Below are 17,769 nucleotides of genomic sequence, written 5' to 3' on the forward strand. Positions count from 1 at the left end.
TTCTATTTAAAAGGTTATTCAATAGGTACCACACGGATGTTGTCAATCATAATCACCGGATTGCAATCCTTACCTTCCACACCACCTGCCCAGACAAAGAATGTCAATCCGGTCAGCATAGTCTTGTCAAAAGTTCTATCACACTTATTACCTTCATGCGTCTTGTTGAACTCGGACAGATTCATGGAAACGGTTGTCCATTTACCACCCGTATCATACGAACCCGTATTCTTCCAAGGCAACCACAAACCGCGCGGCACATTCGTATCACTAAAATAAGCATTAGTTCCCGTCGCATAAGTCACCACATCATTACCCGTAAACATCACTTGTAGAGCGCAAGACTGCCACGGATTGGAAGAAGGAATATTCACCTCGAATTTCAGTTGCAAGCCATTGACGCCATACTCCTCGAGCAGTTCTGCAAACTCAGGACGTGCAGAAAGTTCGGGATAACCGGCAGACGGTTCCGGCCAATAGTTGAACGAGAACTCATCTTCTGCCCAAGTAGCTCCGATAGCACCGTCAAGTGCTCCGGTGAGACAGATATAAGCACCGTCAATACTGTTTTCATCGGCTTCTCTCAACACCTTGCTACCATCACGCCAACCGTGGGCAATAGCCATACCGCCATGAGAACCGTCCCAGTCAAAGAGAATGTTACGTGTATCATAATAGCGGAACTTGGAACGTCCGGTACCATAAATGGACTTCACGTTGATATAGCCTGCAGGAGCATTGTCCGGAAGAATAAAGCTGACCGCAGTCTTGGTTATGTTCGTAATATTAGTCACTTCCACATTACCGGCCATCGTAATGGTCAGCGGCACATTCGGGTCATCAATGAAATAGTCACCAATCAGTGTCACCTCACTACCCGGCTTTGCAAACTCACAAGAAATGGAGTTCACGGTAGGAGCCGGAACCAACACCTTGAAATCATAATCTATGGTATCCTTTGCTTTGGTCACCATATAAATCTTATCAGTCACTACCGAAGGAATCTCTTTCGGAACATCTACCATAAGTGTATGGTCAGTGATGTAACTGGTATTAAGTATCGCCTTCTGGTCATTGAAATAGAGCTCGTAAACACTCCGCAGATTTTCACCGACCAGACAAATCGTATTCGCCATATAAGCCCCCGTCAGCAAAGAGTCTGCCGCTGCCGGATCAGGGACACGAACATATTTCAAGGTAGGCTTTCCCCCTGCCACTTCATATTTATCCGGTTCATCCTCACAAGCCGCCATGGAAAAGCCTGCTACAACAACAGCTGCCGCGAAGAACCAATTCGTATATCTATTATTTTTCATCTTTTCAAGCATTAAATTAATAACTGAATTCAGAACGTACATCTACGTGTACCGGGTCTTTCATCAAATTAGGATTGAACACCACGTCTTCTGTCGGGAACGGCAATGTAAAGCTGGAGACTGTCACATTCGGCGCCTTTGCATCCGGATTGTAACGGGTCTCGTCCGGATTCACCGTCCAACTGCCGTTTTCATAATAAGCCTTATAAGTAGTACCCAGACTATAATAAACATCACGGCGCTGTGCCTTCAACTCATTGATAGCACGCTGGGAATCATAATATGCCAAACGTACATAATCATACCAACGGTCGCCTTCGCAAGCCAGTTCCAGCCGGCGTTCCTTCCAGACGTCCTCCCAAGTAATGGAGGTTTTCGGAGTAACTCCCGGAATGGCACGGCCACGTACTGCATTGAAAGCATCCAGTGCACTCTGGTCTGTAGTAGAGGTAGCCAGTCCCATTTTCGCCTCGGCATATACCAGATAGATATCGGACAGGCGCAGGATATGGGTTGCCAGGCCGCTGTACATATTACCAGCCGATACGCCCAAGCCCAATACATGGTCATTATTGTTACCATAGAGATGCTTCACGTGATTGGCACCGGTAGGAGACTGGTAATCGCCATTAGGTCCTCCCTTACCATATTCGGCATCATAAATAAACCGCAGATAATCAAATCCGCCCTTGTCCTGCCAGAAATAATCGTATACATCACCTGCCATCATCATAGTAGCCTTACGACGGGTATCCGTATCCGAACGCGTCTCAGGACTTTCCAAAGCGGAAATTCCAAATGCATCCTGCAAATCAACCGACGGACCTGCATAGCCACCCCAGCAATCACCAAATTCATCGAATCCCACCATTGCCAAGTCCGACTGCAACGTATTCTGCTGTGTCCAGGGGTCACGTCCTGCCGACCAGTGCCAGGAGAAGAGACACTCTTCATTCTTGTTGTTTGCCAAACGGAAAACATCGGAATAGTTAGCCAGCAAGTTACGGCCGGAATTATTAATTACATCCTTGGAATATTCTGCCGCTTTCGCCAAATCATCCGCATTGCGGGTACCGGAAAGGCCACTCTTAGTCAGATACACCTTAGCCAAAAGACCTTCGGCACAATAGCGGTCAATACGTCCCGTTTCACCTCTGGCCGGAAGCAACTCCATAGCTTTCTCCAGAGTCATAATGATATATTCGTACACATCTGCTGCCTCCACTTTGAATTTGGAGTTATAATTACCGGAATTCAATTCGTCCGTATTATCATGGATAATGGGTACTGCGCCAAAACTACGTACCAAATAGAAGTAAGCCATGGCTTTCCATGCCAGACACTCGCCCATACACTGATTTTTCACTGCTTCTGACGCATTTGCCGTCTTCAAACGAGTATATACAGTATTGGCATGGCCAATCACTGCCCATAGAGAATAGGACATGTTCACAAGGTTTTCATCCGTACCATTCACCGTAAAATTCAAGTAAGGGCTGTTTCCCTCGTATACGTTTCCAGACAAGATTTCACCGACTTTAATAAAACCGCGCTGAAAGTCATACCAAGGTGAGTTATAAAGATAATTAACCCCCTGCACACATTGTTCGTCATTCTGATAGAAGTTCGATTCGTTATAATTGTCTTCGGTAGGACGGTTCAGGAAATCCTCGCATGAAACTGTTCCCATACCGAGTACAGCTGCAAACGCCCAATATTTAATATATCTGATTTTCATGTTTTCTTCAATTTAAAGTGTTAGAATGAAACGTTCAAGCCGAATGAATAAACTGTAGGAGACGGATAACGTCCGTTGTCCAAACCATAGACATTGACGCTTGAAGTGCTGGCACCAATTTCAGGGTCATAGCCGTCATAACCGGTAATGGTCAGCAGGTTCTGGATATTGGCATAGATACGCAAGTTGCTCAGTCCCAGTTTATCAATCGTCTTTTTCGGGAAAGTATATCCCAAAGAGATGTTCTTCAGACGGATATAAGAACCATCTTCAATATAACGGTCACTGATACGGTCGTTGTCATTCGGGTCATTGATAGTGGCGCGTGGAATGGAAGCTCCCGGGTTTGCCACCATGACGTTAGACACATCATTATACCACATCGTTCCATCTTCGTAGACCTTGTTCGGATTGATAGGAACAAGCTGTGCACGTCCGTTTACAGCATTCAGCTGGTTAGTCCAGGGAGAGTTCATATGTGTCAGCTTCATGGAAAGGTAGTTATACACCTTGTTGCCATAGGAACCGTTGATGAAAACGGACAAGTCGAAGTTCTTGTAACGGAAAGTATTGGTCCAGCCAAAAGTAAACTTAGGCATCGGAGAACCGATATTGGTCTTGTCATAGTCGTCAATAACGCCATCGGGCACACCGTCAGGACCACTGATATCCTTATATTTCACATCACCCACCCATACGGTATTGGTACGGTCGAATACACCGTTTGCCGGGTACTTGGCAGGTTTCGGAGAAGTCTGAAGGTCCTCCAGGTCCTTGTAAACACCATCACAAACAAATCCATAGAAGTTATAAAGTGATTCGCCTACACTGGATACACTGACTACATCGGTCCACTGTCCGTAACCCACAATCTGCGCATTGGCTGTACCAGCCAATCCTTTCAGTTTGTTCTTGTTGAAAGAAATCTGGAAGTCAGAATCCCATTCAAACTTACCCGTAATAGGATGTGTGTTCAGAGAGATTTCAAAACCGGTATTCTCTATGTCACCATAGTTACCTTTCGGAGCAGCCAATGCAGAAGAGGCATTACCGGAAGTACCCATATAAGAAGGCAACTGCAACGGCATCAACATATCACTGGAAGTTTTCTTGTACCACTCTACCGTCAGGTTGATACGGTCGTGCAGGAATCCCAAATCCACACCGACGTTCCATTGCTCCTGGGACTCCCATTTGATGGAAGTATTCGGTATATTGGAGGGGCGATACCCCATACCCAGACCGGAAGGCATACGACTCATGGATGTACCCCAAGCATAACCACCGATGTTGGCATTACCAGTTTGTCCCCATCCCAGACGCAACTTACCGTTACTGATGACCTTCTTCAACGGTTCAAAGAACGTTTCGTTGGAAAAGCGCCAGGAAGTAGCCAATGAATGGAAGCCTGCCCAACGGTTCTCGGGACCGAAGTTTGAAGAGCCGTCATAACGATAGGTATAAGTACCCAGATAACGGTCGGCATAGTTATAAGTCAGACGTGTAAAGAAAGATGCCATAGACGAGCTTCCAAAACCTGCATTGATAGTCGGGGTTCCCGTACCCAAGGCAGGATTGTGCACTTCATCCGAAGGCAGACCGCTATTGAACACACTCGTGAAGTCATAGCTGGACTCCCAGCACTCCTGACCCACCATGGCTGTATAATGATGCTTGTCGCCTATGTTTCCGGAATAGGTCACATAGTTCTTCAATTGCCAGAATGTACTGCTGTTTTTCTGGATATTGCTTTCATTACTGGAACGTACCCATCCACCCAAATCAACCATCGGCTTGTAGCGCTCACCTTTGCTGGAACTGATGTCATAACCCAATTCGGCATGCCATACCAGATTTTTAATCGGAGTAACCTCAAAGAAAATATTACCCGTCAGTTTCTGACGGTCCAGCAGAATGTCATCCATCATGGCAAGGGCAATCGGGTTAGGATTCGTGTAGCCTTCGCGAACAACGGTGGCATAGCTGCCATCCAGATTATAGATAGGTATATCAGGAAGAGTGGTCAACGAGTAGTTAATCAAACCTTCATCACTGTCTGCCAGTTTCAGGTCATCACCCGTTGCTGTATAGGTGGCGGTCAAACCGAGTTTCAACCACTTCTTCAGTTGGGCATCCAAGTTGGCACGGAAGCTGTAACGGTTAAAGTTTGAACCGATGATGGTACCGTCCTGATCCATATAGGAAGCTGATACGTAGTATTGTATCTTCTCTGTACCACCTTGTGCCGAAATCTGGTGCTGATGCTGCAAAGCAGTCTGGAAGATGGCGTCCTGCCAGTTTGTACCTACTCCCAGCAGAGAAGGATCGGCATAATAATTACTAGGGTCAGAGATTTCACCCATGTTTGCCAAATCATTATAATAAGTGGCATACTCACGCAGATTCATCATATCCAGACGCTTTGTCTGGCGTTGAACGGCAAACATACCGTCATAAGTAAACTTAGCCTCACCCGCCTTACCACGTTTGGTCGTAATCAAAACCACACCATTGGAACCTTGCGCACCGTAAATGGCGGTTGCCGAAGCATCTTTCAGAATTTCCATACTGACGATATCAGCAGGGTTGATGGTGGAAAGCGGAGAAATGGTGGAAACCGAGCCATTACCCAGTGCATCGCCCAAACCATAAGATGAACCGCTTTGTCCCTGACTCTGTACAATCACACCGTCAATTACATACAACGGCTCGGCATTAGCATTGATAGTGGCCTGACCACGTACGCGGATAGAGGAGGAAGAACCCGGAGCACCGGAAGTGCTGACTGCCGTCACACCGGCAGCACGCCCTTGAAGGGACTGGTCGAGATTGGTGATAATAGAACCCTTAATCTTGTCTTCACTCATGGAAACGGAAGCACCGGAAAGGTCGCTTTTCTTCATCGTACCGTACCCCACAACCACCACTTCGTCCAACATCTCGGAGTCTTCCTTCAGCGTGATGTTCACTGTTGTCTGGTTCGTTATCTTTATTTCCTGGCTGACATAGCCTATAAAGGAGACTACAATGGTAGCTCCTGGTTTCACATTCAAGGCAAAGTTACCGTCAATGTCGGTAATTACACCATTCGTTGTACCTTTTTCCAATACATTGGCACCGATAATAGGGCCCATAGCATCACTGACGACACCCGTAATTTTCTTTGTTTGCTGCACTGCCTCAACGGTATCCGTCGATGATACTGCGAAAAGCTGAGGAGCATAACCCAGACTGAACACCGAGCATATCCCCGCAAGCAGCGCTGTCTTTCTAAAATTCAAATTCATACTGTATTTCTTAGATTTAAAACAAACACAAAACCTCCCAAAAGAAGATTTTTTTAGTTAACAAAAATGAGACTGAGTCAAAAAGCCCTGATATACTATCACAGCCTTGACATTTAGGTTTACTTCCAAACAGTCCATGTCTTCATAGTTCCGTTTTTCCTTTTTTCCCATAGGCACAATTCTTTTTTTCTTAAATTATTAATGGTTAAATCATATTGCTTTTTCCCGAAAGGGTCATTTCTTCAGTTCGTCCCGTACCATTCTTCCCCATTCCTTCATATCTGCATCTTTCCAGTTTCCCTCGGAAGAAGCCGACGGATAGAACATGGAGCAAGTCTCATCCTTGTCAGACAAAGACCAGGCCACCCAGCTGATGGAATGCCGCTGCATCCAGTCCAGCCAATTCCCCCACTCTTCTTTACTGATGGGGCCGTCCCCACTTGCCTCCATACCGGCGCATTCGGAAACGAAAATCGGCAAGCCCTTGCCCAGAGCATAGTCGGCGCGGTCGCGCAGCCACTGTCCGTGGGTGTTGGCATAAAAGTGGAGTGTATACATTATATTGCTATATCCGGTAATAGGATCGTCCGCTGCCAAATGGATGTCCTGGTCCCAATGCGGACAACCAACGAGGATAACGGCATCCGGTTCTATGGCACGAATCGTCTTGATAACCTCCACAGAGTATGCCTTCACCTGCTCCCAACTGTCTTCCACCGGTTCGTTGAAAACCTCATAGATGACATTAGGAACCCCTTTGTAACGGGTAGCCATTTGGGTGAAGAACTCCTTTGCTTCTTCCTGCCGCAGATTGTGGCTATGCCAGTCGATGATGACGTAAACGCCGTTCTCGATAGCAGCATCCACCACTTTCGTAACACACTCAATACCGAATTCGGGCTTGTTCACATAGCAGGCGCTATCCAAATCCACTCCCATAGAGGCCCGAAGCACTTGTGCGCCCCAGTCATTGACCAGATAAGCAACCGAAGAGGCATTGTAGAAACGGGGCCAGAACTGATGCCAGCCATAGCTGACACCGTGCAATACCACCGTGTCTCCTTCGGTATTCATCAACTGCGTACCATTGACCACCAATGCCGGTAGCGTTTCCTTTACATTTTCATTCTTCGACGGGTTTGTTCCACAACCAATGGTCATACCTAGGCAACAAACCGCCAACATAACTTTCCATATGCTTTTCATATCATACTTAGTATTTAGAGTAATAATCTTTCTTATATAACGGTACAAACGCTTTGTACACGCTTACATTCTAATTTTCAGGCAGGGATTACACGGAAAAGCACGGATAGGTTCAATTTTGCAGCTTCCGGTTTTCCGCTTTAATTATTTCAATAGTGCTGTCTGTGGCAAAGACAGAGTTCAGTCCTTGTTGTTCTTGAGCCGGGTCACCGGTATAGTCATCTCCCTTTTCCCAGAATACATGGTCGGGATTTTGTCCGGCAAAACCACCCCATGCCCAGAAGTTGCATCCGGCAAAGAGTCCGCCGCTCTCACGGTCCTGGCGGATGAGGTCGAATACATAACGGTAATATTCATCGCGGGCAGTGGTCGGTGCCTCTTTGGAAAAGCTGAAACCGTCACGGGGAAAACCGAACTCCTCCAAAACAATCGGCTTGCTGTACTTCCGAGCAATGACCATGTGGTCATCTATATACTTCTTAGTATTTTCCTTGGCACGCGGAAGAAGTTCCTTCAGGCTGTCCGCCTTCACCCAACTCCAGTTGTAAGGCCAGATGTGGATATTCAGATAATTGATGTTGGGGTCGGCATGAATCTTCTCGAAAAGATTCATATCCATTTCGCATCCCCACGAGCCCTCACTGCCGGAAGACACCATGTGGTTCGGGTCAAGTGACTTGATTTGTGCAGCCACATCGGCCATCCAGCGGGCAAACGGTTCCTTGTTCTCGTCAGAGAAAGCGCGAGGCTCGTTACCAATCTGCCAAGACATAATAGTGGGGTCATCCACATATTTTATCTGATTATACCTATTGGTGCGTGAAACAATATAATTGACATGATTGGCAAACAAGGCCTTCGCGCTGTCCGATTGGGGGAACTGCTTGACATACTCCATATAGGCGGGCCATCCGTCTACGGCAGGTACCACGGCATCACCGTGTCCGGACCATTGCAGGTAAACGGAATAGCCACCGCTCCATTCCCAGGAATTGTTCAAATAGAGGACAGCTGTCATATCACGTTCACGCAGTTCATTCATAAAATAATCCAATCCGGCTAAAATAGTATCATTATAGACGCCCGGTGCCACTTGTAAAGAGGGCTCTACCCGCGTCTTTATGCCATTTTCACCGTCAGCACCCACCAATACGCGCAGGTTGTTGATGCCAATACTTTTCAGAAAGTCCAGCTCCTTATGCAACCGTTCACGATTGCCGCCTTCACCTTCGGAACCAAGAATGGCACCGTACCAGAAATTGGTACCTACAAAATAATAGGGTTTTCCGTCGCGAACGAACTGTCCATCGGCATTGACCTTAATAAACGAATGCTCCGCAGGCTTAGGGGCACATGCCCCCAAAAGGAATAAAAGTACTGTCAGCAAAAGGAATTGTTTCTTCATATTATCAGTTTTTAAGCGATACACAAAGATACGCGGCTCATATCATAAAAAATGATACTATATTATCAGATTAATGTGCCAATGTGATTAATCACATTGGCACATTAAGTTGTCTCCGTATCCAGTCCAGCCATTCATCCCACTGTTCCTGATACCAGTAATGCCCGGTTTCCAGATAAGGATGCAGTTCCTTCGGAGAAGAAATCACATTGTAGGCTGCATACATGGAAGTGGGAGGACAGACCTCATCGTTATACCCCCAACTGAACCAACCGGGCACATTCAGCAGGCGGGCAAAGTTTGCCGTATCATAATAGCGCACCGTTTCAAGCTGCTTTTCATCGGGAGCACCGTAATAATAGAAATAATGGGGCCAGCCGCAAGCGCGCTTCTTGAAGAACGCTTCGTGGTCGCATAAGGCAGGATGAACAGCCGCCAGGAAAGTAACGCGCGAATCAAGAGCCGCCGTAATCACAGACAAGGCACCGCCCTGGCTGGAGCCCGTAACGCCCAGCGCCTTCCCGTTGTACTGCGGCAGCGAACAGATAAAATCCACAGCACGCAAAGCGCCTACCACCACACGGTTATAGTAAGAAGCATCCCGGCTGTCGCGGCCGAACGTCCAGTAATTGCTCAGCGCCCCACCTGCCAGCGCATCATATACAGACTGCTGCATCGTGACGGGAATGCCGTGGATACCCACCTCCAATGTAATCACCTTTCCAGGAGCCGTATACGTATCTCCCGCATAAGGGCGGACACCCGCACCGGGCACACGCAGCAAAGCCGGATACTTCCCTTCTTTCTTGGGAATACTGAGAATACCGTAAAAACGTCCTCCCCAAGCTTTTGTCTGGAAGCTGACCTGATATACATTATCCGTTTCCGTACAGCGTTCGGGAAGCAGCGTCATAAGGGGATTCAACGGAGTCTTGCGCGCCTCTTCCAAGGTCTTGGCCCAATAATCCCGAAAATCGGCAGGAAGTTTCGTCACAGGTTGCAGCTGCTCGGGAGCATAGGCCGATGTAGCCAGCCCTTCATAAGTCCGGCCGTCCACATGCGCCTTGACCTTGCAACGCAAGAAGCCTGCAGTCTTCATCGTGCCTTGCAACTTCAAGGTACCATCTTTCAGCACCACGTCTTTCTTTACTTCAGTAGGATACATCTCGGGGCCCAGTTCATAGTCAATCTTGACATCGGACAAGAGGTTCTGTGCCTTCAGCACCCGGACGGTAAACGTACACTTCTCATTCAGACGATACACCCAATCGCTATGGTCAGGTGAAACGACTACACGGATTTCATTGCCGCGTATCTGCGCCGTCACAGCACATACACACAGCAGACATAAAAATAAGGAAAAAACTCTTTTCATGATATCAGATATTAGTATTAATCATTGGTGCAAAAATAGGCACTTTCAATGAAGAATACCAATACTTTTTTATCATATCACCAGCTTCTTTTTCCGATAATTCTCACGGAATTCCTTCGGCGAGCATCCCTTCTTCCGCTTGAACATACGATTGAAATTGGACAGATTGTTGAAGCCGCAGTCATAGCACACCTCTGCAATGGTACGCGTGGAATCTACCAACATACGCGTGGCAAAGCCCAGACGGATATCAATAATGTAGTCGGAAAGCGTCTTGCCGGTGCGCAGGCGAAAGAAACGGCTGAAAGAGACCGGGGTCATGCCCACCATATCGGCCAATGAAGCCAACCGGATATCCTCCTGATAATGGGTGGAAATGTATTTCTGCACCTTCTGTACCCGGCGGCTGTCAGAGAAAGTCTCTATCTTGGCAAACGAAGAACTGGACAACACCCGGGCATTGTCATAGAGGGAAAGTTCGTAAAGGATACGGAGAAAGTTCATCACGGCATAAAAGCCCTGCTCCTCGGAAGCCAGCTTATCCAGCCAGTTGTACACCTTCATGATGGCCTGCATGGGGAAACTAAGTCCGCACTGTGCACGCTCCAGCATCCGACGGATACTGTCGAACTGGTTCTTGTTGACAACGTTCCCGAAGAACAAGTCGGGAGAGAACTGAATGGTAATCTCCCGAATATCCCCGGAGGTACATTCATGTTGCTCCCATACATGCTCCAACTCCTTACCGGTTATCAGCACCAGGTCATAATCACCGATAATCTCGGCAGAATCGCCCACCACACGACGTACGCCGGAAGCATGTTCCGTGAAGTTCAGTTCATACTCTGCGTGACAATGGATGGGGTAGGTAAATTCTGTTTTGCGACGATCGGCAATATAGAAACAGTCACGTTCCGACAGAGGGGTTATTTCCCTCATGATATAGTTCTGGTTTTCCATAGGCATTGGTTAAAAAAATATCATGCCACAAATATACTCATTCTTTTTAATCCCACAACAGTACCATTTGTTACATTTAGAGGTAATAATTGTTATATATGAGCAGATACCCGGGAAAGTCCCACCCGGAAAAGCAAAACTTCCGTTCTTCTCCCCCTCAGGCTCTAATGTAAGGATGTATGAGATGCGCATCTCGTACACTTACACACTATAGTTTGAGGAAGAAAGAAGCGGAGATCCCTCTCTTGCCCCATAGACAAGAGAAAGGTCTCCGCTTCGCCGGATGATATAAATGATAAGCCGCTTACTTCTGCAACTTCAAGACACAGGAAGTTTCCGGCAGGTTTTCCGAAACGACCGTCAGTGTGGCTTCTCCCGCTTCGCCGGTACTTTGCAACAGCACCTGTGCAAGTCCGTTGAATGCCTTTACCTGATAGGTGCGGGCATCGGCGTCGGCCGGACGTTCCGTAGCCTGATAAGCGGGGTCTCCATTCCCCACCCCAAGGATGCGTACCGGACCGGAAACGGTTATCGTCAAGTCGTTGCAGGCAGTGGGGACAAAACGTTTCTTTTTGTCCTGCAACTCAATATTACACACTGCCACATCCCGATTGTCTGCCTGAATGACGGGACGGTCTGCCGTCAGGGAGATACGGGCAGGAGCACCGGTAGTCTCCACAGTACGGGCCAATATTTTTTTGCCGTTCTTATAGCCTACAGCCTTCACTGCACCGGGCTGGAAAACGGCTTTCCAGGAAAGATGGCCGTTTCGGGGCATCGGTTTGCGATCCAGTTTCTTGCCGTTCACAGTCAGTTCCACTTCATCGCAGTTGCTGTATACCCAAATGTCGATGCTATCACCTTCGTGACCTTGCAGATTCCAGTGAGGAAGGATGTGCAGCACCGGCTCATTCGTCCACCAGGACTTCAGATACCAGGCTTCGTCCTTGGGGAAGCCACAGTAGTCCAGAATGCCGAATTGTGAGCCCGTAGCCGGGAACTTCATGGGGTTGGGCTCGCCGCGGTAGTCGAAACCCGTCCAATAGAAAAGACCTGCCAGATAGGGGCGTTCGTCATAGAATTTCCAGCCACGCTCGATGCAGTTCAGCAGGCTGTCAGGCCCGTTCGGTTTACGGTTGTGCGCCACCATGTGGCCTTTGCCGTGGGCATCAAAGTAGATGCCGCGCGTACCACAGCCCGTGGTCTCTTCCGAACCGAGCGCCCGGCGACCGGGATAATCCTTGCGGTGCTGCTCCACAGGGTTCTGAAGGATGTAGTTATAACCGGCCACGTCTGCGGGAATCAAGATGGCAGGGCCACTGCTCGAAGCAACGGTCATGAGGCGCGTAGGGTCGAAACGGTGGCAATATTCGCGCATCGTGGCAGCAATGCGTGTACCGCTTTCTTTCCACTCGATGCCCCACTCCTCGTTGCCTACGCTCCAAAGGATGATGCACGGATGGTTGCGGTCGCGGTCTATCATACGTTTCAGCAGGCGGGTATGTTCCTCGTTGACGCCCGTCAGACGGTTTTCCTCTATCACAAGAATGCCGAGGCTGTCGCAGGCATCGAGCATTTCGGGAGTCATCGGGTTATGGGAAGAACGGCAGGCATTGCAGCCGAACTTCTTCAGTTCCTTCAGTCGGTACACTTGCAGGGCATCGGGAATGCCGGCACCTACTCCGGGGTGGTCTTGGTGCATGTTCACACCTTTCAGTTTCAGAGGCTGTCCGTTCAGGAGGAAGCCCTTGTCGGCATCGAAGCGGATGTCGCGAATACCAATCGGGGTGGCCACCACGTCCACCTGCCTACCGTTTTGCCAGACGCTGGTTTCCATTTTATAAAGGTAAGGATGTTCTGTACTCCATAGCTGGGGATTCAGCACTTTGGTACGCACCTTTACGCTACGCGTTTCTTGCGGCAGCAGGGTTATCTCTTCCGCCTCGTCCTCCATCTGCACTTGTCCGTCGGCATCAAGCAGACGGCACCATACTTTGCCGGAGACGGGGTCTTTTCCCGAATTCTTCATCTGCACTTCGGTCACCAGCACAGCCTTGTCGAAAGGAGCTTCCAGCGTGGAAGATACAAATACGCCGAAAGGAGCTACATGCAACGGCGCCGTCTTGTTCAGCCATACATGGCGGTAGATGCCCGCACCCTCGTAAAACCAGCCCTCCTCGAGCGTGGCATCCGCACGGACGCAGATAAGATTCTCTTCTCCGTAATTCAGGTATTCCGTAATGTCGTATACCTGCGTGGCATAGCCGCTGGGTTCGTGTCCCAGGTAGAAACCGTTTATCCAGATACGGGCATCACGGAAGATACCGTCGAACTGAAGATAAAGATGCTTGCCGAGGTCCTCTTGCGGAACAGTGATACTTTTCCGATACCATCCCACAGAGTTTTCGGGGAATTTATAGCCGACGGCTTTATAACCATGACTGTGGCTCGCCTCTTTGGCATAAGGCAAATCAACCACCCAGTCATGCGGAAGGTTGACCGTCTTCCAGTCCACGCCCCACTTCTCCGGATTGAACTTGGGGGAGTAAGGACCCTCGTTATGGATAGAGGCTGCCTTGGTCAGATAGTTGAAGTACTCCGTTCCGCAGCAGAAGTCTTTCTCCGGTGAGGAAGCATTGCCAAAAGCAAACTGCCAGCCGTCGTCCAGCAAAATACGTTCGCGGACGGATTGGGCAGAAAGAGAAAAGGTAATTCCAAGAAGGAACAGAAATGCGAATAAGTGTTTCATATCGGTTAATCATAAAATGTGTTTACAAAGATAGAGCGAAAAAGATTCGTGCGGTGATACTTTTGTATCATTTTCCGGTACTTCATGTTTCCGAGGGGAAAAAACACGCCGGGCAAACAAGGGTGATAGGAGAAAAGTTTTTAAATTTGAAGCGTGCTTCCGGGAAAATGGCCGGATGGCACAACTAATGAAGAATGTATCAAACTAAATACAAGAAATAATATGCAAGACAAAAGATTCGGATATTTCGATGACGACAACCGCGAATACGTCATTACCGACCCCAAGACACCTTGGCCATGGATTAACTACCTGGGCAATGAAGATTTCTTCTCACTCATCTCCAATACTGCCGGAGGCTATTCCTTCTACAAGGACGCCAAGTTCCGCCGCATCACCCGCTACCGCTACAACAACGTGCCGATGGACAACGGGGGACGCTACTTCTACATCAATGAAGGCGGCAACGTATGGTCTCCCACCTGGAAGCCCTGCAAGACTGCACTCGACAGTTACGAGTGTCGCCACGGCATGAGCTACACCCGCATCACCGGATCCAAAGACGGCATCGAAGCCAGCCTGCTCTTCTTCGTCCCACTGAAGACCTGGGGAGAGGTGCAGAAGCTGACCTTGCGGAATACTTCTGCCAAAGTGAGAAAACTCAAACTATTCTCCTTTGCCGAATGGTGCTTGTGGAATGCCGCTACGGACATGGAGAACTTCCAGCGTAACTTCTCCACGGGAGAGGTGGAAGTGGACGGGTCTGTCATCTACCACAAGACGGAATACAAGGAACGCCGCAATCACTACGCCTTCTACAGTGTCAATACACCCGTAGACGGTTTCGATACCGACCGCGAAACATTCGTGGGACTCTACAACGAGTTTGCCGACCCGGAACGGGTAGTAGAAGGCAGACCGGGCAACAGCATTGCCCACGGTTGGAGTCCCATCGCCTCGCACTATCTGGAAGTAGAACTGCAACCCGGCGAAAGCCGCGACTTCATCTTCCTGCTGGGCTATGTGGAAAACAAGCAGGAGGCAAAGTTCGAGGAACGTGAAGAATCTCTGCATGAAGCGTTCAAGCAGAGTGTACCCTCTTCACCTATTATAAATAAGGTAAAGGCTAAGGCGATGATTTCGGCCTTCGACACTACCGCCAAAGTAGATGCTGCCTTTGCCGAACTGAAAGCCTACTGGGACCGCCTGCTGGACATCTACGTCGTGAAGACCGACGAAGAAAAACTGGACCGCATGGTGAACATCTGGAACCAGTATCAGTGCATGATTACCTTCAACATGTCCCGTTCCGCCTCTTTCTTCGAGAGCGGCATCGGTCGTGGAATGGGTTTCCGCGACTCCAACCAGGACCTCGTGGGCTTCGTGCATCAGATACCGGAACGAGCCCGCGAACGAATCATCGACATAGCTTCTACCCAATTCCCCGACGGAGGATGCTACCACCAATACCAACCGCTGACCAAACGCGGCAACAACGACATCGGCGGCGGCTTCAACGATGACCCCATGTGGCTTATCTTCGGTACGGTGGCATACATCAAGGAATCGGGAGACTTCAGTATCCTGGATGAGCCCGTCCCCTTCGACAACAAAGAAGGTTCGGAAGTGTCTCTGTTCGAGCACCTGCGCGTCTCCTTCAACCACGTCATCGAGAACCTCGGCCCCCACATGTTGCCCCTCATCGGCCGTGCCGACTGGAACGACTGCCTGAACCTGAACTGCTTCTCCTGGGATCCGAATGAATCCTTCCAGACCACGGAAAACCAGACGGAAGGCAGCCAGGCAGAATCGCTGATGATTGCCGGCTTGTTCGTGGTATGCGGACGCGACTACGTGGAGCTGTGCCGCCGCCTGGGTAAAGACGACGAAGCAAACAGAGCGCAAACCTACATAGACAATATGGTGGAAGCCGTAAAAAAACACGGCTGGGACGGAGACTGGTATCTGCGCGCCTACGATTACTTCGGCCACAAGGTAGGCTCCAAAGAGAACGAAGAAGGACAAATCTTCATCGAATCGCAAGGCTGGTGCACCATGGCAGGCATCGGACTGGAAGAAGGCATGGTAAAAAAAGCGCTGGACTCCGTAAAGGAACGCCTGGACTGCGAGCACGGTATTGTACTCAACAATCCACCCTTCACCCGCTATGTTGTGGAGTATGGAGAAATCTCCACCTATCCCGCCGGCTACAAGGAGAACGCAGGTATCTTCTGCCACAACAACCCGTGGGTCATCATCGGAGAAACCGTACTGGGACGGGGTGACCGTTCCTGGGAGTATTTCCGCAAGATATGCCCGTCGTACACCGAAGAGCACAGTGCCCTGCATAAAGTAGAACCTTACGTATGCTGCCAGATGGTGGCCGGCAAGGACGCCGCCCGCCCTGGTGAAGGCAAGAACAGCTGGCTGACTGGAACGGCTGCCTGGATGTGGTATGCCATCACGCAATTCATACTCGGCATCAAGCCTTCGTATGAAGGTCTGGAAATCAATCCTTGTATCCCGGCAGGCTGGAAAGGCTTCAACGTGAAGCGTAGGTTCCGCGGGGCAGAATATCATATTACCGTGAAGAATCCCGATGGTGTGTGCAAAGGCATCAAGTCCGTCACAGTAGACGGCCAGCCGATAGAAGGCAATGTGGTGAACCATCTGCCGGGCACGCATACAGTAGAAGTAATAATGGGATAACCCACAAAATACAATATCATGATAAACCCTATTTATTCTCCAGCGCCCGAACGCTATGACAACGGCATGAAATTCCGCCGTTGCGGGCAAAGCGGCATCCTGCTGCCGGAAATATCACTCGGATTGTGGCACAACTTCGGCGACATGAACACATTTGCCAATTCCCAGGCCATGGCGCACTATGCCTTCGACCGTGGAATCACGCATTTCGACCTCGCCAACAATTACGGTCCTTCCTACGGTTCCGCCGAAGAGACTTTCGGAATGATTATGAAGAAATCCTTCATGCCCTATCGGGACGAACTGTTCATCTCCACCAAGGCCGGACACGACATGTGGCCCGGCCCCTACGGGGAGTGGGGCTCACGCAAGTACCTGATGAGCAGCCTCAACCAAAGTCTGAAACGGATGAACCTGGAGTATGTGGACATCTTCTACTCCCACCGCTACGACCCGGATACTCCGCTTGAAGAGACCCTGCAAGCACTGGTTGATATCGTACGGCAAGGCAAAGCACTCTATGTAGGAATCTCCAAATATCCCAAAGAGGCGGCCGAGTTTGCCTACAAATACCTGGAAGAACGGGATGTACACTGCCTGCTCTATCAAGGCAGATACAATCTCTTCAACCGCGAACCGGAAGAAGAAGGTATCCTGCAGCAAGCCAAAGGGAACGGAACCGGCTTCATCGCCTTCTCCCCGCTGGCGCAGGGCCTGCTGACCAACCGCTACCTGAATGGTATTCCCGAAGATTCGCGCATGGCAAAGGGGGCTTTCCTGAAGAAAGAAGCACTGACCGACGAGACGCTGCAAAAAATCAAGGCACTCAACGAAGTTGCTGCCTCACGCGGGCAAACCCTTGCCGAGATGTCACTTGCCTGGCTGTTGAAGGACGACCTGGTGACAAGCGTCATCATCGGAGCGAGCTCCGTTGCCCAACTGGCAGATAACTTGAAAGCGACTGAAAATACAGACTTCTCTGCCGAGGAACTGGAGAAGATAAAGAAAATCATTCAAAAATAAA

10 protein-coding genes are annotated in these 17,769 nt (G+C 49.3%); 2 read left to right on the forward strand and 8 right to left on the reverse strand.

What is annotated here, in order from left to right:
* Positions 1-14: 14 nt before the first annotated feature.
* The 8 genes from DWZ67_RS16115 to galA form a co-directional block, all read right to left on the reverse strand.
* On the reverse strand, positions 15-1,316 hold the full coding sequence (locus tag DWZ67_RS16115) for a glycan-binding surface protein (RefSeq protein WP_005834814.1): 1,302 nt from the start codon (positions 1,314-1,316) through the stop codon (positions 15-17).
* Positions 1,317-1,332: 16 nt separating this feature from the next.
* A complete protein-coding gene (locus DWZ67_RS16120) occupies positions 1,333-3,054 on the reverse strand; it encodes a RagB/SusD family nutrient uptake outer membrane protein (protein WP_005825019.1) in 1,722 nt (573 codons plus the stop codon).
* Between the two features lie 20 nt (positions 3,055-3,074).
* Positions 3,075-6,341 (reverse strand): SusC/RagA family TonB-linked outer membrane protein, encoded by a 3,267-nt coding sequence (locus DWZ67_RS16125; protein ID WP_005825021.1) that lies wholly within the window; start codon positions 6,339-6,341, stop codon positions 3,075-3,077.
* A 234-nt stretch (positions 6,342-6,575) separates the two neighbouring features.
* Positions 6,576-7,547 carry a glycoside hydrolase family 5 protein gene (locus DWZ67_RS16130; protein ID WP_098031859.1) on the reverse strand — a complete coding sequence of 324 codons (972 nt, stop codon included), beginning with the start codon at positions 7,545-7,547 and terminating at the stop codon, positions 6,576-6,578.
* Positions 7,548-7,659: 112 nt separating this feature from the next.
* Entirely contained in the window at positions 7,660-8,952 is a 1,293-nt protein-coding gene (locus DWZ67_RS16135) for a glycoside hydrolase 5 family protein (RefSeq protein ID WP_005825026.1), read from the reverse strand.
* A 91-nt stretch (positions 8,953-9,043) separates the two neighbouring features.
* Positions 9,044-10,327 carry an acetylxylan esterase gene (locus tag DWZ67_RS16140; protein ID WP_005834805.1) on the reverse strand — a complete coding sequence of 428 codons (1,284 nt, stop codon included), beginning with the start codon at positions 10,325-10,327 and terminating at the stop codon, positions 9,044-9,046.
* A gap of 72 nt (positions 10,328-10,399) precedes the next feature.
* A complete protein-coding gene (locus tag DWZ67_RS16145) occupies positions 10,400-11,287 on the reverse strand; it encodes a helix-turn-helix domain-containing protein (RefSeq protein ID WP_009037794.1) in 888 nt (295 codons plus the stop codon).
* A 304-nt stretch (positions 11,288-11,591) separates the two neighbouring features.
* Positions 11,592-14,036 (reverse strand): beta-galactosidase GalA, encoded by a 2,445-nt coding sequence (gene galA, locus DWZ67_RS16150; RefSeq protein WP_120139303.1) that lies wholly within the window; start codon positions 14,034-14,036, stop codon positions 11,592-11,594.
* Between the two features lie 222 nt (positions 14,037-14,258).
* Here galA and DWZ67_RS16155 point away from each other — a divergent pair, with 222 nt between their 5' ends.
* Both DWZ67_RS16155 and DWZ67_RS16160 read left to right on the forward strand, forming a co-directional pair.
* Positions 14,259-16,745, forward strand: coding sequence for a GH36-type glycosyl hydrolase domain-containing protein (locus DWZ67_RS16155; protein WP_005834800.1), 2,487 nt, complete (start codon positions 14,259-14,261; stop codon positions 16,743-16,745).
* Between the two features lie 18 nt (positions 16,746-16,763).
* Positions 16,764-17,768: an aldo/keto reductase gene (locus tag DWZ67_RS16160; protein ID WP_057256137.1), complete on the forward strand. Its 1,005-nt coding sequence runs from the start codon at positions 16,764-16,766 to the stop codon at positions 17,766-17,768.
* The last annotated feature ends 1 nt before the right edge of the window (position 17,769 follow it).

It is taken from the genome of Bacteroides sp. AF34-31BH (assembly GCF_003602795.1).
In the GTDB taxonomy this organism is placed as follows: Bacteria; Bacteroidota; Bacteroidia; order Bacteroidales; family Bacteroidaceae; genus Bacteroides; species Bacteroides uniformis.